Annotated in this window: 24 protein-coding genes; 15 read left to right on the top strand and 9 right to left on the bottom strand. The window is 67.2% G+C overall.

Features of this window, described 5'->3' with window-relative positions; translation table 11 throughout:
• The first annotated feature begins 3 nt into the window (after positions 1–3).
• From dsrK to hisS, 7 genes are all read left to right on the top strand, one after another.
• Positions 4–1668, top strand: a complete 1665-nt coding sequence (dsrK, locus tag LB310_RS01280) for a sulfate reduction electron transfer complex DsrMKJOP subunit DsrK (protein WP_191411631.1) — start codon at positions 4–6, stop codon at positions 1666–1668.
• The gene (gene dsrJ / locus LB310_RS01275; RefSeq protein WP_096227840.1) at positions 1661–2050 is read left to right on the top strand and encodes a sulfate reduction electron transfer complex DsrMKJOP subunit DsrJ; all 390 of its coding nucleotides are present in this window, start codon (positions 1661–1663) and stop codon (positions 2048–2050) included. Before dsrK ends, dsrJ begins: the two co-directional genes overlap by 8 nt.
• Before the next feature lie 55 nt (positions 2051–2105).
• The gene (dsrO, locus tag LB310_RS01270; protein ID WP_087189899.1) at positions 2106–2882 is read left to right on the top strand and encodes a sulfate reduction electron transfer complex DsrMKJOP subunit DsrO; all 777 of its coding nucleotides are present in this window, start codon (positions 2106–2108) and stop codon (positions 2880–2882) included.
• Entirely contained in the window at positions 2875–4140 is a 1266-nt protein-coding gene (gene dsrP, locus LB310_RS01265) for a sulfate reduction electron transfer complex DsrMKJOP subunit DsrP (protein WP_227153785.1), read from the top strand. The genes dsrO and dsrP overlap by 8 nt, the downstream gene beginning before the upstream one ends.
• A 73-nt stretch (positions 4141–4213) precedes the next feature.
• Positions 4214–4528 carry a TusE/DsrC/DsvC family sulfur relay protein gene (locus tag LB310_RS01260; RefSeq protein ID WP_123673287.1) on the top strand — a complete coding sequence of 105 codons (315 nt, stop codon included), beginning with the start codon at positions 4214–4216 and terminating at the stop codon, positions 4526–4528.
• A 53-nt stretch (positions 4529–4581) separates the two neighbouring features.
• Positions 4582–6120, top strand: a complete 1539-nt coding sequence (locus LB310_RS01255; protein WP_123673285.1) for a cobyrinate a,c-diamide synthase — start codon at positions 4582–4584, stop codon at positions 6118–6120.
• A gap of 135 nt (positions 6121–6255) precedes the next feature.
• Complete coding sequence (gene hisS / locus LB310_RS01250) at positions 6256–7617, top strand: histidine--tRNA ligase (RefSeq protein ID WP_278806376.1); 1362 nt, start codon at positions 6256–6258, stop codon at positions 7615–7617.
• A gap of 64 nt (positions 7618–7681) precedes the next feature.
• Here the strand turns inward: hisS and LB310_RS01245 are convergent, their stop codons facing one another.
• Both LB310_RS01245 and LB310_RS01240 read right to left on the bottom strand, forming a co-directional pair.
• Entirely contained in the window at positions 7682–8644 is a 963-nt protein-coding gene (locus tag LB310_RS01245; RefSeq protein ID WP_096227844.1) for a D-2-hydroxyacid dehydrogenase, read from the bottom strand.
• A 708-nt stretch (positions 8645–9352) separates the two neighbouring features.
• Positions 9353–10519 carry a TDT family transporter gene (locus LB310_RS01240; RefSeq protein WP_162611496.1) on the bottom strand — a complete coding sequence of 389 codons (1167 nt, stop codon included), beginning with the start codon at positions 10517–10519 and terminating at the stop codon, positions 9353–9355.
• 506 nt (positions 10520–11025) lie between these two features.
• Between LB310_RS01240 and LB310_RS01235 the strand changes: the two genes are divergently transcribed.
• From LB310_RS01235 to LB310_RS01200, 8 genes are all read left to right on the top strand, one after another.
• Positions 11026–11982 carry a homocysteine S-methyltransferase family protein gene (locus LB310_RS01235; protein ID WP_224767913.1) on the top strand — a complete coding sequence of 319 codons (957 nt, stop codon included), beginning with the start codon at positions 11026–11028 and terminating at the stop codon, positions 11980–11982.
• Positions 11983–11985: 3 nt separating this feature from the next.
• A complete protein-coding gene (locus tag LB310_RS01230) occupies positions 11986–12255 on the top strand; it encodes a hypothetical protein (RefSeq protein WP_087189892.1) in 270 nt (89 codons plus the stop codon).
• A gap of 321 nt (positions 12256–12576) precedes the next feature.
• Positions 12577–14904 carry an anaerobic ribonucleoside triphosphate reductase gene (locus LB310_RS01225; RefSeq protein ID WP_087189891.1) on the top strand — a complete coding sequence of 776 codons (2328 nt, stop codon included), beginning with the start codon at positions 12577–12579 and terminating at the stop codon, positions 14902–14904.
• Between the two features lie 282 nt (positions 14905–15186).
• On the top strand, positions 15187–15732 hold the full coding sequence (gene nrdG / locus LB310_RS01220; RefSeq protein ID WP_301154114.1) for an anaerobic ribonucleoside-triphosphate reductase activating protein: 546 nt from the start codon (positions 15187–15189) through the stop codon (positions 15730–15732).
• An 85-nt stretch (positions 15733–15817) separates the two neighbouring features.
• Positions 15818–16387: a helix-turn-helix domain-containing protein gene (locus tag LB310_RS01215; protein ID WP_087189889.1), complete on the top strand. Its 570-nt coding sequence runs from the start codon at positions 15818–15820 to the stop codon at positions 16385–16387.
• A gap of 85 nt (positions 16388–16472) precedes the next feature.
• Positions 16473–17180, top strand: coding sequence for a zeta toxin family protein (locus LB310_RS01210; RefSeq protein WP_301154111.1), 708 nt, complete (start codon positions 16473–16475; stop codon positions 17178–17180).
• Between the two features lie 203 nt (positions 17181–17383).
• A complete protein-coding gene (locus LB310_RS01205; RefSeq protein ID WP_123673277.1) occupies positions 17384–18340 on the top strand; it encodes a mechanosensitive ion channel family protein in 957 nt (318 codons plus the stop codon).
• On the top strand, positions 18337–19422 hold the full coding sequence (locus LB310_RS01200; RefSeq protein WP_157005548.1) for a DUF2804 domain-containing protein: 1086 nt from the start codon (positions 18337–18339) through the stop codon (positions 19420–19422). Before LB310_RS01205 ends, LB310_RS01200 begins: the two co-directional genes overlap by 4 nt.
• Positions 19423–19603: 181 nt before the next feature.
• On the opposite strand, the gene LB310_RS01195 is transcribed toward LB310_RS01200, so the two are convergent.
• The 7 genes from LB310_RS01195 to LB310_RS01165 all read right to left on the bottom strand — a co-directional run bounded on the left by LB310_RS01195 (position 19604) and on the right by LB310_RS01165 (position 24666).
• On the bottom strand, positions 19604–20677 hold the full coding sequence (locus LB310_RS01195) for a type IV pilus twitching motility protein PilT (protein ID WP_301154109.1): 1074 nt from the start codon (positions 20675–20677) through the stop codon (positions 19604–19606).
• A gap of 10 nt (positions 20678–20687) precedes the next feature.
• Entirely contained in the window at positions 20688–21155 is a 468-nt protein-coding gene (locus LB310_RS01190; protein ID WP_087189884.1) for a S4A5 electrogenic sodium bicarbonate cotransporter 4, read from the bottom strand.
• The gene (locus tag LB310_RS01185) at positions 21152–21667 is read right to left on the bottom strand and encodes a hypothetical protein (protein ID WP_301154107.1); all 516 of its coding nucleotides are present in this window, start codon (positions 21665–21667) and stop codon (positions 21152–21154) included. The genes LB310_RS01190 and LB310_RS01185 overlap by 4 nt, the downstream gene beginning before the upstream one ends.
• Before the next feature lies 1 nt (position 21668).
• Positions 21669–22169, bottom strand: a complete 501-nt coding sequence (locus LB310_RS01180; protein WP_157005546.1) for a DUF4860 domain-containing protein — start codon at positions 22167–22169, stop codon at positions 21669–21671.
• A 38-nt stretch (positions 22170–22207) separates the two neighbouring features.
• Positions 22208–22489, bottom strand: coding sequence for a hypothetical protein (locus tag LB310_RS01175; RefSeq protein WP_224767912.1), 282 nt, complete (start codon positions 22487–22489; stop codon positions 22208–22210).
• A gap of 54 nt (positions 22490–22543) precedes the next feature.
• A complete protein-coding gene (locus LB310_RS01170; protein WP_301154104.1) occupies positions 22544–23596 on the bottom strand; it encodes a type II secretion system F family protein in 1053 nt (350 codons plus the stop codon).
• A 65-nt stretch (positions 23597–23661) separates the two neighbouring features.
• The gene (locus LB310_RS01165; protein ID WP_162611495.1) at positions 23662–24666 is read right to left on the bottom strand and encodes a transglutaminase family protein; all 1005 of its coding nucleotides are present in this window, start codon (positions 24664–24666) and stop codon (positions 23662–23664) included.
• Positions 24667–24780: the final 114 nt, after the last annotated feature.

Here is a 24780-nt window from a genome sequence, read left to right as displayed (position 1 = left end):
GCGATGGCGAAACTACCGAAACAAGACGAGCTTCTGGACTTCTCCTTCGACGTGCCCAAGACGGGCTGGATGCACACGCCCACCGAGTTCAAGGAGGGCATGTACTGCTACGGCACGAAGCCGAAGAACCTCGAGGTCGTGGGCATGCCGAACGGCCACGACTGGTCGCCGGCCGACGAGGACTGGCACCTGCCGGAGGGCTGGAAGGACATCGTCCTCAACGGCATGGAAGACCTCATGAAGAAGTACCGCTCGTTCAAGCTGTACATGGACGTGTGCGTGCGCTGCGGTGCCTGCGCCGACAAGTGCCACTTTTACCAGGGCACGGGCGACCCCAAGAACATGCCGGTGGTGCGCGCGGAGCTGCTGCGCTCGGTGTACCGCCGCTATTTCACCACGTCCGGCAAGCTGCTCGGCGAGCTGGTGGGCGCGCGCGACCTCACCGAGGACGTCATCAAGGAATGGCACTACTACTTCTACCAGTGCACGGAGTGCCGCCGCTGCTCGGTGTTCTGCCCCTACGGCATAGACCAGGCCGAGATCACCCTCATGGGCCGCGAGCTGCTGAACCTGCTGGGCCTGAACACGGAATGGATAGCCGGGCCGGTTGCCAACTGCTACATGAAGGGCAACCACGTGGGCCTCGAGCCCCAGACCATCATGAGCAACATCGAGTTCCTCATGGAGGACCTGCAGGACATCACCGGCAAGACCATCAACCCGTCGTTCAACCGCAAGGGCGCCGAGATCCTGTTCGTGGTGCCGTCGGGCGACTTGTACGCCGAGCCCGGCACGTACACGTTCATGGGCTACATGCTGCTGTTCGAGCAGCTGGGGCTGGACTACACGCTGTCCACGTACGCATCGGAGGGCGGCAACTTCGGCTTCTTCACGGCCAACGACATGGCCAAGCGCCTGAACGCGAAGATGTACGCCGAGGCGAAGCGCCTGGGTGTGAAGTGGATACTGGGCGGCGAGTGCGGCCACATGTGGCGCCTGGTGAACCAGTACATGGACACGTGGAACGGCCCGGCGGACTTCCTGGAGGTTCCCGTGTCGCCCATCACCGGCACGCGGTTCGAGAACGCGGCCTCCACGAAGATGGTGCACATCACCGAGTTCACGGCCGACCTGCTGTACCACGACAAGATCAAGGTGGACCCGAGCCGCAACGACCATCTGGTGGTCACGTACCACGACTCGTGCAACACCTCGCGCGCCATGGGCCTTTTGGAGGAGCCGCGCTACATCATCAACAAGGTGTGCAACCACTTCCACGAGATGCCCGAGGAGACCATCCGCGAGAAGACGCTGTGCTGCGGCAGCGGGTCGGGCCTGAACGCGGGCGAGAACATGGAGCTGCGCATGCGCGGCGGCTTCCCCCGCGCGAACGCCGTGCGCCACGTGCGCGACAAGTACGGCGTGAACACGCTGGCGAACATCTGCGCGCTCGACCGCGCGTCGTTCCCGGCCCTCATGGACTACTGGGTGCCCGGGACGAAGGTCATGGGCGTGCACGAGCTGGTGGGCAACGCACTCGTGCTGGACGGCGAGGGCGAGCGCACGCTCGACCTGCGCCTGGAGGAGCTGCCGAAGAAGCCCGCGCCGGCGCCCGCGGAGGGCGCGGGGGCGGCGCGCGACGGGGAAGGCGGGGCGGACCATGTATAAGGGAGGAAGGATCATCGCCTTCGCGGCGCTGTTCTGCCTGGCGGTGCTGTCGCCGTTCATCGTGAACCTGGCCAACGCCGCGCCGGCCCCCGAGACGAGCCTCGACACGCCCGCCATCAACGCGCAGCAGGCGAAGGAGTGCGTGGCGTCGACGGAGTACATGAAGGACAACCACATGCAGCTGCTCGACGAGTGGCGCAACGACGTGGTGCGCGACGGCTCGCGCGAGTACGAGAGCGCGTCGGGGCAGGTGTACGAGAAGAGCTTGGACGGCACCTGCCTGGAATGCCACTCGAACCGCGAGGAGTTCTGCGATTCCTGCCACGACTACGCGTCGGTCGATCCGTACTGCTGGGACTGCCATGACGGCGAAGCGTCATGAGGCGCGGGCGGCCATGGCGTTTCACGGGGGCGATGAGAGGAGCCGGGTACCGGTCATGAAGAGACGTGATTTTCTGATAGCGGGAGCTGCGCTCGGCGTTGCCGGCCTGGGGTGTCTGGGCGGCTGCAGCTCGTACACCGGGACGGCCCGGGCGTCCGCAGGCGGCGTCGAGGGCCGGCATTGGGGGTTCGTGGTCGACGTGGAGCGGTTCAACCGCGAGGCCGACATGGGCAAGATCCAGGCGGCGTGCCATCATGCCCACAACGTTCCCGACATCGGCGATCCGAAGGAGGAGGTCAAGTGGATATGGGGCGAGCCTTTCGAGGCCAGCTTCGCCGACATCCACTCCGAGCACCCCTCGCGCGAACTGGAAGAAGCCACCGTGCCGGTGCTCTGCAACCACTGCGAGGAGCCGCCGTGCGTGCGCGTGTGCCCCACGAAGGCCACGTTCAAGCGAGACGACGGCATCGTCGAGATGGACTACCACCGCTGCATCGGCTGCCGGTTCTGCATGGCGGCCTGCCCCTACGGTGCGCGCAGCCTGAACTTCCGCGATCCGGGGCCGTACCTCGACGAGGTCGATCCCTCCTATCCCACGCGCACGAAGGGCGTGGTGGAGAAGTGCATGATGTGCGCTGACCGCATCGACGCGGGCGAGCTGCCGCTGTGCGTGGAGGCGTCGAACGGCACCATCCTGTTCGGCGACCTGAACGATCCGGACTCCGACGTGCGCCGTGCGCTCGACGAGTCGTTCGCCGTGAGAAGGCGCACGTCGCTCGGCACCGGCCCGAGCGTCTACTACATGATCAAGGGAGGCGAGGCGCATGCTTGAGAAGGCTTTGCGCGGCTCTAAGGGCTACTATGCCTGGGTCGGCATCCTGCTGCTGGGCATCGTCGCGGGCGTGGCCGCCTATGCGAACCAGCTGGCGAACGGCCTCACGCTCACCGGCATGAGCCGCGACGTATCGTGGGGCCTGTACATCTCCCAGTTCGTGTTCCTAGTGGGCGTGGCGGCCTCGGGCGTCATGGTGGCCATCCCGTACTACCTGCACCATTTCAAGACCTACGCGAAGATCGTCGTCATCGGCGAGTTCATGGCGGTGGCGGCCGTGCTCACGGCCGTGCTGTTCATCGTGGTGGACTTGGGCCAGCCCATGCGCGTGCTGAACGTGATCCTGTTCCCCACACCGAACTCCATCCTGTTCTGGGACATGTGCGTGCTCTCTTCGTACCTGGTGGTGAACCTGGTCATCGGGTGGACGGTGCTCGGCGCCGAGAAGAAGGGCTTCCCACCGCCCCGGTGGACGCATGTGCTGAGCATCATCGCCATTCCGCTGGCCATCGGCATCCACACGGTCACGGCGTTCTTGATCTCGGGTTTGGCGGGGCGCGAGTACTGGCTCACGGCCATCATGGCTGCGCGTTTCCTGGCTTCCGCGTTCGCCGCAGGGCCGGCGCTGCTCATCGTGCTGTGCCTGGTGCTGCGCAAGACCGCGCGGTTCAACGTGAGCGACAAGGCCATCGACTCGCTCGCGAAGACGGTGTGCTACGCCATGATCGCCAACGTGTTCTTCTTCATACTCGAGGTGTTCACGGCCTTCTACAGCAACATGCCCGGGCACAAGGCGCCCATCGAGTACCTGTTCTTCGGCTTGGACGGCCATGCGCAGCTCGTTCCCGTCATGTGGCTGGCGGCCGTGCTGGCCATCGGGGGCATCCTGCTTCTGCTCGTGCCCAAGCTGCGGCGTTCCCACAAGGTGCTCGTGCCGGCGCTTGCGGCGGTGTTCTTCGCCTGCCTGATCGACAAGGGGCTGGGCCTCGTGCTGGGCGGCTTCGTGCCGAACTCGTTCGAGCAGGTGGTGGAGTATATCCCCAATCCGAACGAGCTCCTGGTCATCGTGGGCGTGTACAGCATCGGGGCGCTCGCGCTCACCGTGCTGTGCAAGGTGGCCGTGGGCGTGCGCGCCGAGAACGGCGACCTCGCCCCGGTGCCGGCGGCGCCGAAAGGCGCGGGCGCGGAGGCGGGCGACGGCCGCGCGGAAGGCGGCGTCGCGATGGGCGGCGCCCTGGAGGAGCCGGCCGCCTCATAGAGACGAGCATCGGCCGGCGGAGCAGTCCGTCGGCTGGTCATAGACGATGCACGACGATCAAAGGAGGATAGCTATGGCTGAGTTGGTGGTAGGAGACCGCACGCTCGCGCTCGACGAGGACGGTTTCCTCGAGGATGCGAGCCAGTGGGACGAAGAGGTTGCGGAGAAGCTCGCCGAGACCGAGGAAGTAGTGCTGACCGACGAGCACTGGGAGGTCATCAACTACCTGCGCGGGTACTACGCCGAGTTCGGCGTGGCCCCCATGGTGCGCAAGATGCTGAGGGACACCGGCAAGTCCAACGCCGAGATCTACGAGCTGTTCCCCAGCGGCCCCGGCAAGGGAGCCTGCAAGATCGCCGGCCTGCTGAAGCCGACCGGCTGCGTGTAGGCCTTCGCGTCCGGGCGCGTTGGAGGGAGACGCGCCCGGACGGGGGACGTTTTATGTCAGCTATAGAGACGACAGGCCCGGTTGTGCCCCGGGTCATGATTGCCGCGCCCCATGGCAGGAGCGGCAAGACGGTCCTCACGCTGGGGCTGCTGCGCGCGCTGCGCCGGCAAGGGTGCGCTGTCCAGCCCTTCAAGAAGGGCGCCGACTTCATCGACCCTGGCTGGCATACGGTGGCAGCCGGCAGGACGAGCCGCAACCTTGACCGCTACTTCATGGAGCCCGACCAGATACGCGCCGTGGTGCGCGGGGCATCGGCGGGCGCCGACGTGTGCGTGGTCGAGGCCGCCATGGGCCTGTACGACGGGCTGGATGCCGAGGGCAGCACGTCATCGGCCGAGATAGCTAAGATCACGGCCACGCCGGTCGTCCTCGTGCTGGACGTGACGCGCATGACGCGGACGGCGGGCGCCCTCGTTCTGGGATGCTGCGCGTTCGATACGGACGTGCGCATAGCGGGGGTCATCTTGAACCGGGTGCGCGGGGCGCGGCAGCGCGCGCTGGTCACGGAGGTGATCGAGCGCACGTGCGGCATTCCCGTGGTGGGCGCGGTTCCGGCCGATGCGCGGCTCAACGTGCCCGACCGCCATCTGGGCCTCGTGACGAGCGGCGAGACCGATGAGCGGGAGCGCCTGCTCGACGGTATTGCCGACGTGGTGGCGGAGTGGGTGGATCTGGATGCCGTGAGGGCCATCGCGGCGAGCGCGGGGGAGCTGCCGGCAGCGGAGGCATCGACCGACGCGGTGCCCCAGGCGGCGTGGGCGGCCGCGCACGGCGAGGCTGAGAGCGAAGTCGCCGCCTCCGCCCCTACCGGCGCGCAGGCAAGCGGGGTTACCGGCCCTGCTGCACCGGCTGGAGTCGTGCGCGGGGATGCTGATGCCGCGCGGGCGACCATCGCCGTCGTGCGCGACGAGGCGTTCTCGTTCTACTACCCCGAGAACCTTGCCGCGCTCGAGCGCGCGGGCGCGCGCCTGGTGTTCGTGCGCAGCCTGGGAGACGAGGCCTTGCCGTCCGACGTGGACGGGCTGTACGTGGGCGGCGGCTTCCCCGAGGAGTTCGCCGAGCAGCTGCAGGCCAACGAGGCTTTCCGCCGCAGCGTGCGCGAGCGCGCCGAGCACGGCCTGCCCGTGTACGCCGAATGCGGCGGCCTCATGTACCTGGGACGCCGCCTGGTGCATCGCGGCCGGAGCTACGACATGGCGGGCGTGCTGGGCTTGGACACGGTCGTGCAGGACAGGCAGACGGCGCACGGTTACGCCCGCGCCGTCGTGGACGCGTCCGGCTCCTGGCTCGATCCCGGCATGGTGCTCGTGGGCCACGAGCACCATCACTCGCAGGCGACGGACCTCGACCCCGCTCTGCGGTTCGCCTATGCGGTGGAGCGCGGCCGCGGCATCGTGCCCGGCTTCGACGGCGCGTGCACCGGCAACGTGGTGGCCGGCTACCTGCACGTGAACGCCCTCGCCTCGCCTGCATGGGCCCCCAGCTTCGTGCGGGCGGCCGAGCGTTACCGCGCGCTACGCAGCGCGCGATAACCATCTCGAAGCGGCTGCGCGGCAAGCCTCCCCCTGGGCGCCGCGCACGCCGCCACCGTTCCTTCTCCGTGCATGGTCGCCGGATGCGCTACAATAGCGGGCAATCGAAACGCACGAGACGAAAAGGAACTCTCCATGGCAATCCAATCCCCCGAAGGCACGCGCGACCTGCTTCCCGACGAGGCGAAGTTCTGGGCGCACTTCAAGGCCGTGGCCGCGGACATCTTCGGCCGCTACGGCTACCTGCCCATCGAGACGCCGCTGTTCGAGCAGACGGAGCTCTTCGTGCGCGGCATCGGCGAGGCCACCGACGTGGTGTCGAAGGAGATGTTCACCGCCATCTCGGGCCAGAACCTGCAAACGCTCCTTGACGGCGGCTCCATCAAGGCGAAGAGCCGCCTGTCGCTGCGGCCCGAAGGCACGGCCGGCGTCGTGCGCGCCGTGGTGCAGCACGACCTGGTGCCGCAGGGCGCGCAGCCAGCGAAGCTCATGTACGCGGGCCCGATGTTCCGCGCCGAGCGCCCGCAGAAGGGCCGCCAGCGCCAGTTCAACCAGGTGGGCATCGAGTGCCTGGGCGCCGAGGAGCCCAGCGTGGACGCCGAGGGCATCATCATGCTCATGCGCTTCTACGCCGCCATCGGCATCCCGGTGGAGTCCACGCGCCTGCTCGTGAACTCCATGGGATGCGACGCGTGCCGCCCGGCCTACCGCGAGGCCGTGCGTTCCTACCTGGCCGAGCATGCGGGCGAGCTCTGCGAGGAATGCAACCGCCGCGCGGAGATCAACCCGCTGCGCGCGTTCGACTGCAAGAACCCCGGATGCGCCGCCGTCATGGAGGGCGCGCCGAAGATCACCGACCACCTGTGCGACGACTGTCGCGAGCACTACGAGGCCGTGAAGTCCTACCTGGACGGCGCGGGGCTCGCCTACGTGGAGGACCCGAAGCTCGTGCGCGGGCTCGACTACTACACGCGCACGGTGTTCGAAGTGCAGGTGACCGAGGGCATGGGCAGCCAGAACGCCATCGGCGGCGGCGGGCGCTACGACAAGCTGGCCCAGGAGGTGGGCGGCCGTCCCACGCCCGGCTTCGGCTGGGCGCTCGGCTACGAGCGCTGCGTGCTGGCGCTCGAGGCGGCGGGCGGCGCGTTCCCGCCGGCTGCGCGCTGCGACTTCTTCGTGGCGTGCGTGGACGACTCGGTGCGCGTGGAGGCGTTCTCGCTCGTGCAGGCGCTGCGCGATGCCGGTTTCGCCGGCGAGGTGGATCACCAGCATCGCAGCCTCAAGAGCCAGTTCAAGCTGGCCGACAAGCTGCATGCCTCCCATGTGGCCGTGCTCGGGCCCGACGAGCTGGCCGAGGGCAAGGTGAAGGTGCGCGACATGCAGACGCACGAGGAACGCCTCGCAGACCTTGCGGAAGCGAAGGCGCTGCTAGCCCGCTTGTCCGCCGAGGCCCAGGGCTGCGAGCCCCCGAATATCGACGACGTGTTCGGCGCGTAGGGGCCCTGCACGCCGCGCGCGGGAAGCCCGGTGCCGCGCGCGGCCGCGCGTTTCGGAAGCCGTTCTAATCGACGACGTTCTGCGGGTGGCCGTCCACGAAGGCCCCCACGTTGGCGGCGACGGTTGCCAGCAGGCGCTCGCGGGCCTCATGGGTGGCCCAGGCGATGTGGGGCGTGACGACGATGTTCTCGCCCTTCGCCTGGAGCAGGGGGTTGTCGGGGCGCATGGGCTCGACCGACACCACGTCGGCGCCGAAGCCGGCCAGCTTGCCCGAGCGCAGCGCGTCCACCACGGCCTGCTCGTCCACGAGGGAGCCGCGCGCGGTGTTCAGCAGGTAGGACCCTTCCTTCATCTTGGCGAGCGCTGCGGCGTCCATCAGGTGCTCGGTCTCGGGCGTGGCCGGCACGTGCAGCGAAACCACGTCGGCCGTGGCCAGCAGCTCGTCCAGATCCACCTGCCGCACGCCGTCGCCTTCCAGCTGCGGCTTGGGCGAGCGGTTCTCGAACACCACGGGCATGCCGAAGGCGCGGGCGATGCGGCCCACCGCCTGCCCGATGCTGCCCATGCCGACGATGCCCATCGTCTTTCCCGCCAGCTCCACGAGCGGCGTGCTCCAGAACGAGAAGTCCTTGGCGCGCGTCCAGCCGCCGTCCATGACCAGCTGGGAATGCTCGCCCACGTGCAGGCACAGCTCCAGCAAGAGCGCGAACGTCATCTGCGCCACGTCGGGCGTGGAGTAGGCCGGCACGTTCGACACCACGATGCCGCGTGCGCGCGCCGCATCGAGGTCGACCACGTTGTAGCCGGTGGACGTGAGCGCGATCATCTTGAGGCGCGGCGCCCAGCCGAGCGCCTCGGCGTCCCAGACCGTCTTGCTCGATACGACGATGCCAGCTTCGGCCACGCGCTGCGCCAGCTGGTCGCGCGGCGTGCGGTCGTACACGGTGACGGTGCCGTACGATTCGAGGGCGTCCCAGCTAAGGTCGCCGGGGTTGTTCACGTATCCTTCGAGAACCGCGATGTTCATGGGCGCTCCTTCCCGCAGGTGCACTGTTCGGCTTGCTCTGCTCGGCTTGCTCTGCCGGCGATTGTAGCACCGCGTGAACGGTGCGGCCTTCCGGGTGCCGAAGCGATGCGATGCGGTAACGCGGGCGGCTGCCCCTCGGGGCGGGCAGGCAGGGAAGCGGGTGGCCTGAAAAGGATCGGCCCGGCGAGAGGGGAGCTCGCCGGGCCACAAGGAGGGGGATGTGCAGCGTTCTTGGACGCCGCTACTGCTTTGCAAGGGGTTACAAGCAGTGCAAGTTGAAAGGAGGGGAGCCTTTTCACTTGCTGGGATCAGTATATAAGTTGGCCTTGAAGAACATATGGGCTGCACGTGCGCGTTTTGTCGATTATCGCCCCGTTTGCGTTACGCTCCTGTTACCTGGCGGGAGGCGGAGGGCGGAGCTGGCTGCCATGCCGTATGGGGCCGGGGAAAGCTCTGGAAAAGGATCGGCCCGGCGAGAGGGGAGCTCGCCGGGCCACAAGGAGGGGATGATGCGGTGCCTATTGGGCACCGACTCTGCTTTTAAGGGGTAAAGCAGATGCAAACTGAAAAGGAGGGGAGCCTTTCGTTTGCTGCAGCCTAGTATAAAAGTTGGCCTTGAAAAACATATGACGGAGGAGTGGCCGTTTTGTGAATTAGAGGGCTTGAAAGTAACAATTAGGTAAAGTTGCCGGCTTTTCCGTCCTTCCGTCAGGCGCCGCCTCCCTCAGGATCCGCCTCGCCCTCGTCCGGCCCGCCGACCGGCGCGTCGTCCGCGCCATCGCAGTCGACCTCGCACGCGATGCCCGCCGCCACGGGTACGAAGTCGCCCGCTCCCGGCGCCACGTCGCCGACGCCGCGCCGCAGGTACGCCCGCAGCGCCCGCAGCGCCGCCAGCTGCTCGGGTGCCAGCGCCCCCGACGCGCGGTCGGCCTTAAGCCCGGCCGCCAGCATGCCCAGGAAGCGCGCGCTCACCACGGCCACGATGGTGGTAGCCAGCACCAGCTGCACGCCGGCCAGCTGCTCGACCGCCCATGCTGCGCCCGAGAGCCCGGCGCCCTCCAGGGCCCCGGCCAGCCCGCGCGTGGCCAGCAGTCCCACGGCCATGGGAAAGGTCATGCCCGCGTAGCCGGGGTGGAACGCGACACCGAAGAACTTAGGCAGCTTCGCCACCACGTAGACCAGCGACACGGCCTCGCAGGCGAACAGCAGTCCCATGACCACGAGGTTGGGGTCGGGGAACACGTTCACATACGACACGAGGCACATGCTGCACGGTCCCAGCATGATAGCCTGCGAGTGCATCATGGCCTCGGCCACCTCGCAGCGCTTCATGCGCCACAGCATGAACGGCGTCACCGCCACGTAGATGGCGATTCCCCACACCACGATGCCCACCGCCAGCGGTTCGGGCATGAACGGCATGCCCGCCACCGTTGACACCATCACCCCGTTCGTGGTGACGTACCAGCTGGGCATGAACGTCTTCCATTCGAACCGCCGCAGGAAAAACCGCGCGAAGAACACCGCCACATGCACGCACAGCAGGCCCAGCATGGCGAAGAACACTGCCTGCGCGGCCGCCCATGCGGCCGGGAACAGCTGTGCGTAGAACACGCACAGAACCATGACCAGCATGGGAACCGTCGGATAGAGTGCGGCCAGCATGGGGTTGGCGTACTCGGCCGCCACCACGCTGCGCAGATGGAAGGCGATCTTCAACGCGTACAGCACCACGACCGCCGTGGCGGCGGCAACGGCGAGCCAGTGCACGATCGGGAATCCGAGCGTGTCGTACACGCCGCTCAGCACCAGCAGGCCGAGCGCGGCCGGCACGACGGGGAGCGGCAGCTTCGAGACCTTGTCCTTGACGTACATGCTTCCCCCTTCGTCGGTGCGCCCGCCCGCGGTGCGCGGCCCCATGATAAAGCCGGGGGCCCCTCCGATCAATCAGGTAATTCCCGCCGGGGCAAAACGGTGCGTAGAAAAGGATCGGCCCGGCGAGAGGGGAGCTCGCCGGGCCACAAGGAGGGGATGATGCGATGCTCTTGGGCATCGCTACTGCTTTGTAAGGGGTACAAGCAGTGCAAACTAAAAGGAGGGGAGCCTTTCGCTTGCAGGGCCTATTATAGACGCAGGGGTTGAAAAACCTATGGTGCAGGCGTGTTCGTCTTGTGCAACGGCCGTGCACGGTCGGTGAATTGCAGGCTGGGTCCGCACGGCTGCCGCTCGCGGACGCTCGGCAACCGCTCGCGTGCAAGGCACCTGGCCGGCCGCCGTGCGGCCGTTTCGGCTCCTTCTGTCGAAGGGACGGGTTTTCCCGACGCCCGCTGCGCGTGCCGCGACGTTTGGGTATCATAGTGGAATCGAAGAAAGGAGCCTCCATGCCCGATATCGCGCTGCGCTTCCACAAGGACATGCTCGTGCTGTCCGCCCCCCTCGCCGCCGTGCTCGCCCGCCAGGGTGTCGACGTGGCGCGCGACCTGGAGTACCTGAACCTCATCGAGCCGGAGGCCGTGCGCGACGCGCTGCGCTTGGAGTCCATCGCCGGCGCCCAGTGCCTCGTTGCCGGCACGGAGGGCATCGCGCCCGCCCGCCTGGCCCACCACGGCATGGAAGACCGCTTGGACGACCTCGCCCACGCGGCGCTCGGCATCGTGGGCTCGCTCAAGCCCCAGCACGTGCTGGCGGAGGTGGGGCCGTGCGGGCTGCCGCTCGACGGCTCAAGCGCGGCATCGCTCAACGAGAACCGCAGCCAGTACGCCCGCGCTGCACGCGCGTTCGAGGGCGCTGCGCTCGACGCGTTCCTGCTGGGAGGGTTCGCGAACCCCGTCGACCTCAAGTGCGCGCTCATGGGCTTGCGGCAGGCGAGCGACCTGCCCGTGTTCGCGGCCATCGACGTGGACGGCGACGGCCTCGTTGCCGACGGCCGCATGACGGTCGAGGAAGCCGTGGCCCTGATGGGCGAGTTCGGCGCCTCCGTGGCGGGCATCACCACCGGCGCGCCCGCCGATCGGGCCGCGGATCTCGTCGAGCGTGCCTGCGCCTCGACCGACCTGCCGGTGCTCGTGCAGCTGCGCGTGGCCGAGCATGCGCCGCGGCAGGGGGCCTCCACGCCCGAGAACCCCTACTACTGCCCCGACGTCATGGTCGACGCCGCCGCGCGCCTGCGGGCGGCGGGCGCCCAGTTCCTGCGCACCGTGGGCGATGCCACGCCGGCCTACACCGGCGCGCTGGCCGCGGCCACGGACGGCTTCGACGTCGTGGCGCCCCGCGGCGCCGATCAAGCCGAGGAAGAGGACGATCTGGCGACTCTGCTGTCTGCCGTGCGGGGGAGGTAGCGCATGGCCTCCGGCTCCAACATCGAGCGCAGCCCGCACTACGGCGCCCTGCAGGACCTGGTGGACGGCCTGTTCGCCGGCGCTTCGGCCGACGACGCCGTGCGCCGCCTCGACGCGGTGATAGCCGCCGAGGCCGCCGACCTCCCCGACGACCTCATGGAGGTGGTCAGGCTGCTTCCCCCGGGGTCCTACACCCGCCAGCGCCTCTGCGACCAGATCAACTCGTCTATAGGCGGACACGCCTGGGGCCAGGTCTACGGCACGGTGGAGTAGGCCCCTCTCGCCATCGGTTCAGATCGGGCGTTGAGGGGCCTGCGCTCGGGAAGCCCCTCGCGCACCAAGTCCCTCCGGTCAAGAGCGCCCTGCATTTCTGAAGTTCCTGTGATGCCCTTCGTGATTCACGGATGGAAGTCAATTTGTAACATATATCCCCCTTGTTTTCCTCCTCGCTCGCAGGTACTATATGTCCACGCTAGATCGATAATCCCCCACAACATATTGTGGAAAAATGACTTAAAGGCAGTGGAAACTCGGGGCATAACCGCGGCAAAACCACTGTTCGCAAAAGGAAAACGGCAGAGAGGAACGGCACGCATGGTCACCACCATCATCAAGCGCGACGGGCGCACGGCGGAATTCAACGAGGGCAAGATCGCCGAGGCGGTGGAACGCGCGTTCCAGGCGTGCGGCGCCATGCAGGACCGCACGGCTGCCGAGGGCATCGCGCGCAAGGTGGTGGAGAAGCTGGAGAGCGGCGCCATCGAGGGCGTGCCCACGGTGGAGGGCGTGCAGGACCTGGTAGAGGAGACGCTTATCGAGTCCGGCTTCGTGCAGACGGCCAAGTCCTACATCCTCTACCGCGCCGAGCGCAGCCGTGCCCGCGACGTGAACAGCCGACTCATCCAGACGCTCAAGGACATCACCTTCTCCAAGGCCAGCGACTCGGATATGAAGCGCGAGAACGCCAACATCGACGCCGACACCGCCATGGGCACCATGCTCAAGTACGGCTCCGAGTCGGCCAAGCAGTTCTACGAGATGTGCGTCATCGATCCGAAGTTCGCGCGCGCCCACCGCGAGGGCGACATCCATATCCACGACATGGACTTCTACACGCTCACCACCACGTGCTGCCAGATCGAGCTGAAGAAGCTCTTCAAGGGCGGCTTCTCCACGGGACACGGCGTGCTGCGCGAGCCGAACGACATCACGAGCTACGCCGCGCTCGCCTGCATCGCCATCCAGTCCAACCAGAACGACCAGCACGGCGGGCAGGCCATCTGCGACTTCGACTACGGCTTGGCCGAGGGCGTGAAGAAGACGTACCGCCGCCTGTACAAGAAGCACCTGGCCGAGGCGGTCGACCTGCTGGTCGACGGCGTGGTGGACGATGCGCGCGCATTCGCGCAGGACGTGCTTGCGGCCGTCGAGGAGCAGACGGGCCTCTGGGCCAGCCTCAAGATGGACGAGGGCTTCGAGGCTGCGGTGCGCGAGGCGCTCGTCGCAGCCGGCGTGGGCGAGCCGCTTGCGGACAAGGCGCTCGCCTACACGGCGAAGAACGCGCACGCCGACACCGACCGCGCCACGTTCCAGGCCATGGAGGCGCTCGTGCACAACCTGAACACCATGCACTCCCGCGCCGGCGCGCAGACGCCGTTCAGCTCGGTGAACTACGGCATGGACACGTCCCCCGAGGGGCGCATGGTGGTGAAGAACATGCTGCTGGCCACCGAGGGGGGCCTCGGCTCCGGCGAGACGCCCATCTTCCCCGTGCAGATCTTCCGCGTGAAGGAGGGCGTGAACTACAACCCCGAGGACCCGAACTACGACCTGTTCAAGCTGGCCATGCATTGCTCGGCAAAGCGCCTGTTCCCCAACTTCAGCTTCCTGGATGCGCCGTTCAACATCCAGTACTACCAGGGCACGCCGGAGACCGAGATCGCCTACATGGGCTGCCGCACGCGCGTCATGGGCAACGTGTACGATCCTGACCGCGAGGTCACGCCCGGGCGGGGCAACCTGTCGTTCACGTCCATCAACCTGCCGCGCCTGGCCATCCGCAGCAAGGGCGACCTTGACCTGTTCTTCGACCTGCTGGACGCGAAGCTGGCGCTCACGGTGGGGCAGCTCGACGAGCGCTTCGAGATACAGGCGCGCAAGAAGGTGTACAACGCGCCGTTCCTCATGGGCCAGGGCGTGTGGATCGACTCCGAGAAGCTGGCTCCCGGCGACGAGCAGCGCGAGGTGCTGAAGCACGGCACGCTTTCCGTGGGCTTCATCGGCCTGGCGGAGGCGCTCGTGGCGCTCACCGGCCAGCACCACGGCCAGTCGCAGGCGTCGCAGAACCTGGGGCTCGAGATCATCGGGCACATGCGCGGCTACCTGGACCGCCTGTCGGCCGAGCGCAAGATGAACTACGGCCTGATCGCCACGCCCGCCGAGGGCCTGTCCGGCCGCTTCGTGCGCATGGACCGCGCGCGCTACGGCTCCATCGAGGGCGTCACCGACCGCGACTACTACACGAACGGCTTCCACGTGCCGGTGTACTACGACATCAGCGCGTTCGACAAGATAGAGATCGAGGCGCCTTACCACGCGCTCACGAACGCGGGCCATATCTCCTACGTGGAGCTCGACGGCGACCCGTCCGAGAACCTCGAGGCGTTCGAGGCCGTCATCCGCCACATGAAGGACAGCGGCATCGGCTACGGCTCGGTGAACCATCCTGTCGATCGTGACCCGGTGTGCGGCTACAACGGCATCATCGGCGACGTGTGCCCCAAGTGCGGCCGCACGGAGGAAGAGCACGGCATGGCCTTCGAGCGCATCCGCCGCATCACCGGCTACCTGGTGGGCACCCTCGACCGCTTCAACGACGCCAAGCGCGCTGAAGAGGCCGATCGGGTCAAACACCAGATGTAGGTGGTTCCGGCGGCCTGGCTTTGTTCCGGCGGCCTGCCGGCCGCCGGAACCTGCCGATGCTGCGGCCGGCTCCAAGTTCCGTCGGCCTTTCGGCCGCCGGAATTCCTCGACGCTGCGGCCGGCCGTGGCACCCGATCTCGTGGGGATGGCGGAGGCTCGCGTACCGAAGTACGCTTCGCCTCCGCCATCCCCACGATCTCGGGCACCACGGCCGGCCTCGCTGACTTACTACGCCAACCTGTTCGATTATTATGTGCCCCTCGGGTGCATGCGAGGCTGCTTATGACTGCTCCCAACACTATACGTCTCTTCGGCACGGCCCCGGACTCCATCGTCGACGGGCCGGGGCTGCGCTTCGCCGTGTTCGTGCAGGGGTGCACGCACGGCTGCCCCGGCTGCCATAATCCCGAGAGCCAGCCGTGCGCGGGCGGAGAGGAGCGCGACATCGACGGTCTTGTGGCCGAGATCGCGGCCAACAAGCTGGCGCAGGGCGTGACCATCTCGGGCGGGGAGCCTTTTGAGCAAGCGGCCGCCTGCGCCGAGCTGGCGCGCCGCTGCCATGCGCTCGGCCTGAACGTGTGGACGTATTCGGGCTACACCTACGAGCAGCTGACCGCGGGCGTGCCCGACCCGGCGGCGCGCGACCTGCTCGAGCAGACCGACGTGCTGGTGGACGGCCCGTTCGTGCAGGTGAAGCATTCCTTCGACCTTAAATGGCGCGGTTCCTCCAACCAGCGACTCGTGGACGTGCCCGCCACGCGGCGAGAGGGCCGCATCGTGCTTTGGGAGACGCGCGAGGTCGAGCCGCCGAAGCCCCCTTCCTGGTAAGCTTCGCGCCCTTCCCTTTTCCCCTTGCACAAAAGAACGATCATGTGATACTATCCTTTCAATCATTTGATTGAAAGGATAGGCTATGAGCGACGATATCACTCCTTCCGAGATCAAGCGCATCCGCAAGAAGTACGGCTTGACGCAGCAGGCGTTCGCCCGGCTTCTCGGAATCGGCGAGGCCAGCATGGTGCGTTACGAGAACGGCCAGCCTCCTAGCAAGGCGAACGCTAACCTTATCCGCGCCGCCGCACACACCGCTTTCATGCGCGAATGCCTGGAGCGCGATGGCGAGTCCATCCCGCCCGCGCAGCGCGAGAGCGCGGAGAAGGTCATATACGCGATGGTCACATTCGACGACAAGGGGGAGATCATGGATATCAACGAGATGTACATGCTCACGCTCGAGCAGGAGATCCTCAACGAGAAGGCCGCCGAGATCCTGGCGGAGGTGTCGCGGCTTCGCCGCGAGGCGGAGAAGCGGGGCGACGAAGAGGGCATGCTGGTCTATGACGATGTCATTTCGCTGATCGCCGAGAGGAAGGGGCAGATCATCAGGGAAGTGGACGGGAGCGAGAAAAAGCTCGCGGAGATACGCGGGGCCATCGACGGGCTCGCGCGCTTCGCGCGTTTCCATGCGGCGAAGGCCGCATGATGAAAGCCGATCCGGGCGCTTTTAGCGAGGAAGAGTTTGCCGGCGAGTTTCAGTCGATAGCTAAGCACCTCGTGCTCGAATCGCGTTGCGCGCCGTCTGCACATCCTCGGGCGGTTCTGCTCGGGGGCAGAGCGGAGCGGGGAAGACAGCGCTCCACGAGCTTTGCGTCAAGGGTTTCAAGGATGGGAGCATCGTCATCAACGGCGACGAGTACCGCTCACACTATCCACGCTTCGCCGAGCTGGACGCCCAGTACGGGCCCGAGGCGGTGGCTCATACCGCCGCATGGGCGGGACAGTTGGTAGAGGCGCTGGTCAAAGCTCTATCATCCGCCCGCTACAACCTCGTCATCGAAGGAACGCTGCGCACCTCGCAGGTGCCGCTGGACACGGCTGCGCTGCTGCGGGGCAAAGGCTATCGCGTGTCGTTGGCGCTCATGGCCGTCAAGCCCGAGATATCGCTCGTCAGCTGCCAGATCCGCTACGAGCTCATGCGCATGGCCTGCACGACGCCGCGTGCGACCGATCCCGCCCACCACAACAAGATCGTTGCCGACATCGTCCAGAACGTGGGCGTCTTGGAAAGCTCGGGCCTGTTCGACGAGATCCGGCTCTACTCGCGCGAAAGAGAGTTGCTGTACCCGCTTGAGGGGGGCACGCGCCGCGCCGCCGACGTGCTCGAGGCGGTGCTTTTCGGCCCGTGGACTCCTACGGAACGGGAGCACTACGAGTTCCTGGAGGCAAAGCTCGCCTCGCTGCAGGGAGGGGCGTCCCTCCCGTCGGAGCGGCTTTAGAGCCGCGGGACCGGCCGGAGGTGCACGAGGCTGGCCGCAGGGGACGCCGAGGTCGCCCCGAGCCGCCCAGAGGTCGCCCGGAGCTGCGCCGGGGGTCGCCGGTGAGCCACACCGAGGTTTCCGGGGGTCGCCCTTGTGTAGTCCCGTACTTGGTAACATGCCCGTTAGGTTCGTTTCGCGGCATTCCGTGGTAGGATAAAAACATGGAACAACTCGAACACTATATACAGGGCATCGTGCACGTCGATTGGCTGACCACAGCCTTGGCGGCTGCCGTCATCCTCGCGGTTACGGCCATCTTCGCGCGCCTTACCGTTCGCTTCATGCGCAAGATGCTGCACTACAACGAGGAGAAGAACCTTCCCTCCAGCTCCATCTTCGTCAACATCGCCCGCGGCGCCGTATGGCTGCTGGGCGTGTGCATCATGCTGTCCACCTGCTACGGCGTGGACGTGAGCGCCGCCATCACCGCGCTCGGGATCGGCGGCATCGCCATCTCGCTCGGCTTCCAGGACACCATCGCCAACCTCATTGGCGGCTTGCAGGTCAGCCTGCTGCGCATCATCAAGCCCGGCGACAACATCGAGGTGGGCTCGTCGTCCGGCGTGGTGAAGGACATCACCTGGCGCCACACCACCATCAGGAACAGCAAGGGGGAGGAAGTCGTCATCCCCAACTCCATCATCAACAAGACGGCGCTCACGCACCTGCCGCCCACGAACCAGGTGAGCCTGCCCATCGTGGTGGTCACACCCGGCGAGCACCTGAACGACGTGGCGGCGGCCATCGAGCACGAGGCATCCGAGGCGGCGGGGTCGGTGGCGAAGCTGACGAAGGAGCCGAAGCTGTCCTTCTCGGCCATCACCGACGGCGGCTATGTGGGGTCCATCACGTTCAAGGTGGCCGACAGCCGCACGAGCGCCCGGGCGGGCGATGCCGTGCTGCGGGCCGTGGCGCCCCTCACGCGCGCCGGAGCGCCCGAGGCGGCCGGCAAGGTTCTCGAGGAGGCTCGGCAGGAGGCCGAGGAAGCATCGGAGGAGGCTGCCGAGAAGCCCAAGTCCAAGCCCGCGGCAAAGGCGAGCAGCAGGCAGGCCGCTCCTACGAGTCTGCGCAAGCGCATGGCGCGCATGTTCCGAACGAGCAAAGGGGGTCGATCATGAACGAGAAACGCCTTGAGGGCCCGGGTCCGCTGCATCGCGAGGACGGCGCGCTCTCGGCATGCGGGTGGGCCACGCAGCTGGAGCTCGCCTACGACCGCACGCGCATCAAGGCGCCCGGATGGCGCATCAAGGAGTGGGACTACTACCTGGTGAACGACGGCGCCTATGCCGTGGCGCTCACGCTGGGCGACCTGGGCTACCTCGGTCTTGTCTCGGCGTCGGTCATCGACTTCGCGCAGGCGGCCTACAAGACCACGAGCGTCATCACGCCCTTCCCGCTCGGACGCTTCCGCCTTCCTTCCACCTCGCGGGAAGGCGTCTCGTCCTTCGAGAACGGGCGCGTGTCCTTCCGCTTCGAGGCAGGGAACGGCGAGCGCCGGCTGCACGCCCGTTTTGCACAGTTCGACGGCGACGACGACCTCGTGTTCGACGCCGTGCTCTCCGACGAGCCCGAGGATACCATGGTCATAGCCACGCCGTGGGCCGAGGATCCGCTCGCCTTCTACTACAACCAGAAGATCGTGGCCATGCGCGCCCGTGGCAGCTTCAAGAAGGGCCTGCTGGTACACGGGTTTGCACCCGACGACTCGTTCGGCTTGCTGGATTGGGGCCGCGGCGTGTGGACGCGCGACAACACGTGGTTCTGGGGCGTGGCGCAGGGCTGGCAGGACGGGCGGGGCGGAGCCCGGCCGGGCTCGCACTGCTTCGGCCTGAACCTGGGCTACGGTTTCGGCGACACGTCGGCCGCCTCGGAGAACATGGCGTTCGTGGACGGCGTGTGCCACAAGCTGCACCGCGTGGACTTCGGCGTGCCCGAGAAGCCTGCCGCGGCCAACGCCCGCAAGGTCGCCGACCGCTACGACCTGCTGGCCCCTTGGCACGTCACCGACGACGAGGGCCGCCTCGATGTGACGTTCACCCCGCTGCTTGACCGTGCGGACTGCATCAACGCCCTGGTCGTGCGCACCGACCAGCACCAGGTGTTCGGTGCGTTCGATGGCACGGTGGTGCTCGACGACGGCACGCCCTTTCGCATCGCCGGCCTGCAGGGATCGGCCGAGGTCGTGCACAACGTGTACTAGGGCGTGACAAGGGTGACAAGGGGACGGGGATAACGTCACGTTCTTGGGCGCTTTGCGGCCTTGCGTCTCATTGGGGAACGTGACATTATCCCCGTCCCCTTGTCACCCTTGTCACACGGAGCGGCCCGCCGATCGGCGGGCCGCTTTTCACGTTCCAGGCAGGCTTGCAGCGGCCGGCTTCCTACAGTCCCTCGGCTTCGAAGCGCTTCTTCAGCGCCTCTTGGTGGATGCTGTACTGCAGCGCCATCTCCTTGGCCACGCGCCCGCTCTTCACCAGGTCGAACAGGCTCTGGTCCATCGTGCGCATGCCCTCGGCGCCGCCGGCGGCTATCACGCTGTCTATCTGGTGCGTCTTCTCCTCGCGGATGAGGTTGCGGATGGCCGTGTTCGTGACCATGATCTCGAAGGCGGGCACCACCTCGCCGTCCACCGTGGGCACGAGCTGCTGCGACACGATGGCGTCCAGCACCATGGACAACTGCATGCGTATCTGGCGCTGCTGCGAGGCGGGGAAGGCGTCGATGATGCGGTCCACCGTGCCGGCCGCGCCCGTGGTGTGCAGCGTGCTGAACAGCAGCTGAGCCATCTCCGCGGCGGTGACGGCCGTGCCGATGGTCTCGTAGTCGCGCATCTCGCCCAAGAGGATGACGTCCGGGCTCTCGCGCATGGCCGAGCGCAGCGCCTCGCCGTAGGTGGCGACGTCGGTGGGCACCTCGCGCTGCGTCACGATGCAGCTGCCGTGCTTGTGCACGTACTCGATGGGGTCCTCCATGGTGATGATGTGTCCGCTGCGCTCGTGGTTCAGCTTGTCGATGATGCAGGCCAGCGTCGTGGACTTGCCCGCGCCCGCCGGTCCCGTGACCAGCACGAGGCCCTTCTGCAGGCGGGCCAGGCGCAGCACCTCGTCGGGGATGTGGAAGTCGGCCGGGTTCGGCAGGCCGAACGGGATGACGCGGATGACGGCGCCGAACGACCCGCGCTGGCGGAACACGTTCGAGCGGAAGCGCCCCACGCCCGCGATGGCGAACGAGAAGTCGTCGTCGTGGTTGCCGTTGTCCACGAAGCTCTTCATGCTGCGGCCGCTCACCTCGTAGATGGCGCGCACGAACGTCTCGGTGTCGTCGGGCATGAGCGGCGCCGAGTCCAGGCGGATCTGCCGCCCGCTCACCTCGTAAGACAGCGGCAGGCCTGCAATGATGAAGATGTCGGACGCCTTCGCATCCACCATCTCCCGCAGCAGCTCTTCAAGTTTCATCTCATCGCTCCTATCGTGTCTGCGCAGCGCCCGACCACAGCGTCTCGCCTGCGCCGTTCTCCGTCCACAGCGTCGTAGCCTTCCACGACGCCACGCTGTAGGTGGCGTCCGCGTGTATCTGCAGCACGACGGCGAGGGCACGCCCGCTGTCGGCAGTGAATTCCGCCTTGACCGTCGACCCGTCCAGCTCGGCATCCGCCGGCAGCGCCGCGCGAACGGCGGCCAGCGCCTCGGCCAGCCCGCCGCCCGCCGCCCGTACCGGTGCCAGCGCGGCGTCGATGTCGGCTGCGAACTCCTGGCCCGCCCGCTCGTTGGCGTACGTGTCGGCGGTGAAGGACGCCTGCCGCTCGGCGGCGGCGTACGTAGCCTGCGCCGTCGTCACCGAGAGCACGGCCATGACGGCCAGGCACAGGATGATGACGAGGGCGAACAGGCTGATGGGCCCTATGCGCACCGATCCGCGTCCCCGCGTGGTCATGCGACATCGCCCCCTTCCGCTGCCGCCGCATCCGGCGCGCGGCCGATGTCCGTGCCCGCGGCGCCGTCGCTCACGTAGCGAGACGTTTCCAGCTCGTAGACTGCCTCGCCGCCGCAGGATACCGTGATGTTCGCGCGGTACAGCGTACCGCCCTCCGTGCGCTCGGGCACGACCTCGCGCGACACGACATAGGCTTCCTCCGCATCGGCTCCCGTGCCCGTCTCCGAGCCCAGCGTGCCGCCGTCGCCGCCGAAAGCCTCGCTCGACGTGCCCGCGAGCGGCGCGGCCGCGAACTCCTCCGCCGCGTTCGATGCCAGCAGCACGGCCTGCGTCAGCTGGCGCTCCTCCACGCCGCGGTTGTGCGCCGCGCCGAACAGCTGCATGAACACCGCCAGCGCGAACGCCAGAAACACCAAAAGCACCAGCGCCTCCACCACGAACGCGGTGCCGTGCCAGGTAGTATCGGAGCCGCGGCGGGCGGCGAGCAGCGAGTCGGCCGGTTTCCTTGCCATGCTAGGCACCTCCCCTCACGCTGCGCAGCGCCACCTGCACGCTGCCGTCGTCCGTGTCCACGGTGAGCAGCCCGTCCTCGTAGGAGAACGCGAAGCGCTGCGAGGCGACGATAGGGGTGGCCTTCTCCGGCGTGTACGCCGCGTCGGCCAGTGCGTACTCTTCCACGATGGAACCCTGGTAGGCGTAGATGCGCGTCTCGAACGTGCCGCTGTCCAGCCGCTCGGTCAGCACGAGCGAGCGGCCCTCGGGGCCCTTGCCCGCGCCGACGGCGTCCATGGAGTCGGCCGCGCGCACGCTGTTGGCGATGAGGCCCGTAGCCAGGCGCGACGCGTCGGCTTGCTCGCGCACGTCCACCAAGGCGCGGTAGAGCCCCGTGCCGGCCATGATGGCAATGAGCAGCGCCACGATGAACAGCGCGAACAGCAGCACCGTGAACAGCCGCCCGAAGTTCTGGCCGCCCTCGGCCCGCTGGACCACGCCGCTGCCGGTCAAAGCCTCCATAACCGCATCCTCGTCCCGCCCGGAAGGGCGCTCGCCCTTCATCGCGGAACCACCACGACGCTCGGCATGATGTTCTCGGCGAACACCTCGTAGGTTATCACGTAGTCACCGCGGTTCACGCGCAGGCCATAGCTCTGCTCCAGGTGCTCGAGCGAGGAGGGGTAGGAACCCTCGATGGCGCAGCACTGCTTCGCGCTGTCCAGGATGGCGTTGCGCACGGACACGGCACCCTGCTCGCGCAGGTTCTGACCGACGGCCCCCGCCGCGAACCAGCCGCCCACGGCCAGCGCCAGCACCAGCGCAAGGGCGGCGAGCCTCATGCCCCGCCGGCGCCTCCGCTGCTTTGTCGAACGCTCGTGGTACATAACCGCGCCCTAGCCGATCGATCCCATGATGCCGATGAGCGGCAGCATGACCGAAACGAGCGTGGCGCCCACGGCCACGGTCAGGAAGGCGGCGAGCGCGGGCTCCACGCCGTCCACCAGGCGGTCCATCTTCATGATGGCATCGTCGAAGAACGTGAGCGATAGGCGGCCCAGCACGTCCTCCACGCTGCCGGAGCGTGCGCCGATAGTGAGCATGCGGGCGTACACGGGCTCGAACACGCCGCTTTCCGAAACAGCCTGCGCCAGGCTCTTCGGCGCGGACAGGTCGAGCATGGCTTCGCGCGCCCCCTCGAGCTGCTGTCTGAGCGTGCGGTGGTCAACCATGGACACGGCCTCCTTCATGGCCGTGTCGGTGTCGATGCCCGAGGCCACGTACGTGGCCAGCGCCGACGCGAAGCGGCTCAAGGCCAGCTGGTACATGGTGTTGCGCGTGAGGGGCATGCGCTCGGCGGCGCGCATGATGCTGCGACGCCCGCCCTCGCTGCGCATGGCCACGGTCATGGCCAGCACGATAATCGTGCACACGAGCGTCACGGCCAGCGCCGCCCACCCGATGCCGATGGAGACGCCCACGGCGTTGAACGACCCGGCCGCCAAGTTGCCCGACAGGCTCTCGTACACGTTCACGAACACGGGCAGGATGACGGCCACGGTGAAGGCCAGGATGACGGACATGACGCACAGCAGGGCGGCGGGGTAGACGATGCTCGAGCGCATCTTCGCGAACAGCCGCCCCTCCTCGTCGTAGTACACGGCCAGGGTGCGCAGCGTGGGTTCCAAGCGGCCCGACACCTCGCCCACGCCCACCATGTCCACGACGTGGCGCGGGAAGAAGCCCGATCCGTCGAGGGCCCTCGCCAGCGGCTCGCCGGCGATAAGCCGAAGGTACACGGCGTCGCACGCGCGCTTGAAGGCGCCGTCCTCCATGTTCTCGCCCAGCAGGCCCACGGCTTCGTCGGTCTGGATGCCGGCGGCCAGCATGATGGCGACGCTCTCGCAGAACGCGCTTACGGCGCTGCTCTCAAGCACGGTAGTGGCCATAATCTCATTCGCTCCTTGTCCGACTTTGCGCTTCGGGCCCTTGCAGTATCATGTTCGGCCCGCACTCAGTACGTGTACCGGTCAGTGTATTCCTTCGCGTCCCCCACGTACTTTCCCGACCCGCCGGCGGCGGCAAACGTCAAGTCGATGCGCGTCCATGTGTCGGGGTCGACGCTCACCTTGACGCTCCTCCAGCTTCCGTCAAGATATACCAAATTCCATGCATGGTAAATATTATCAGGGGAAACGTAGCCGGTAACGATCTTCGTGGGAATTCCAAGGCTTCGCAGCATGGCGGCTCCCAGGCTCACGTAGTCGAAGCAGATGCCCTTTCCCTCGGCCAACGTGGCGTCGGGGTTGGGCACGTAGCCCGTGGCGTCGGCCAAGCGCTCGGCCTTCTCGGTGTCATAGCTGATGTTCTCGGCGATCCAAGTGTAGATGCTGCGCAGCACGTCGCCCTCGTTCTGGGCACCGACGGCAAGCTCGCTCGCCTTCGCCACGCAGGCGCTGTCCGCGTCGTAGTCGCAGAACACGTTCGGACGCAGGAAGGGCTCGAACTCGCTCGCGAGCACCGCGTCGACGGTGGTCCCGTTGATGGGCACGTAGCGGTCGCCCTCGGTGTTCTGCATGACCTGCACGTCATAGGTGCCGTCACCCATGGTGAGCGGCACGGAAATGGGCGTGCCGTCGCCGGGCAGGTCGTAGTTCCGCTTCACGCCGTCCTTGGCGACCAGCAGCTTCAGGCGGCTCTGGTTCTGCGCCGAGGCTGCCACGTAGCCGAGCGAGGCGTGCGAGACGTCTATCATGCTGTCGTGGCCGACCACGGCGGCGTCAGCGTCGAAGGGGGAGGTTGCCAGCGCCGGGCGCTCGAAGGCGGAGCCGCTCGTCGTGCCCTCGTTGTCGCCTGTGCTCACGGTGCCGCCCCCGCCGCCCGGGGTGGCACCACTGTCGGAGTCGCCGCATCCCGCAAGCGGAGCCAATGCAACGGCCAGCAGAAACGCGAGCGCGGTCGCAGAGGCGCGGCGCAACGCCGTCGTCTGGCGGGGCTTGCATGCGCCGGGACGTTTCACGGACCAATCCTTCGTGTTCAGGTTCGGCAGGGCGCAGCGCGACGGGCGGAGCCCTGGAGTCGTGTCCATTATAGCGTGTCCGAAACCGGGTCCTCTGCGCGTTCCGCACGTCCA

This window comes from Gordonibacter sp. RACS_AR49, assembly GCF_030418435.1.
Lineage (GTDB): Bacteria > Actinomycetota > Coriobacteriia > Coriobacteriales > Eggerthellaceae > Gordonibacter > Gordonibacter urolithinfaciens.
Note: the sequence above shows the minus strand (reverse complement) of the source record. Positions and strands in the feature narration are given on the sequence as shown.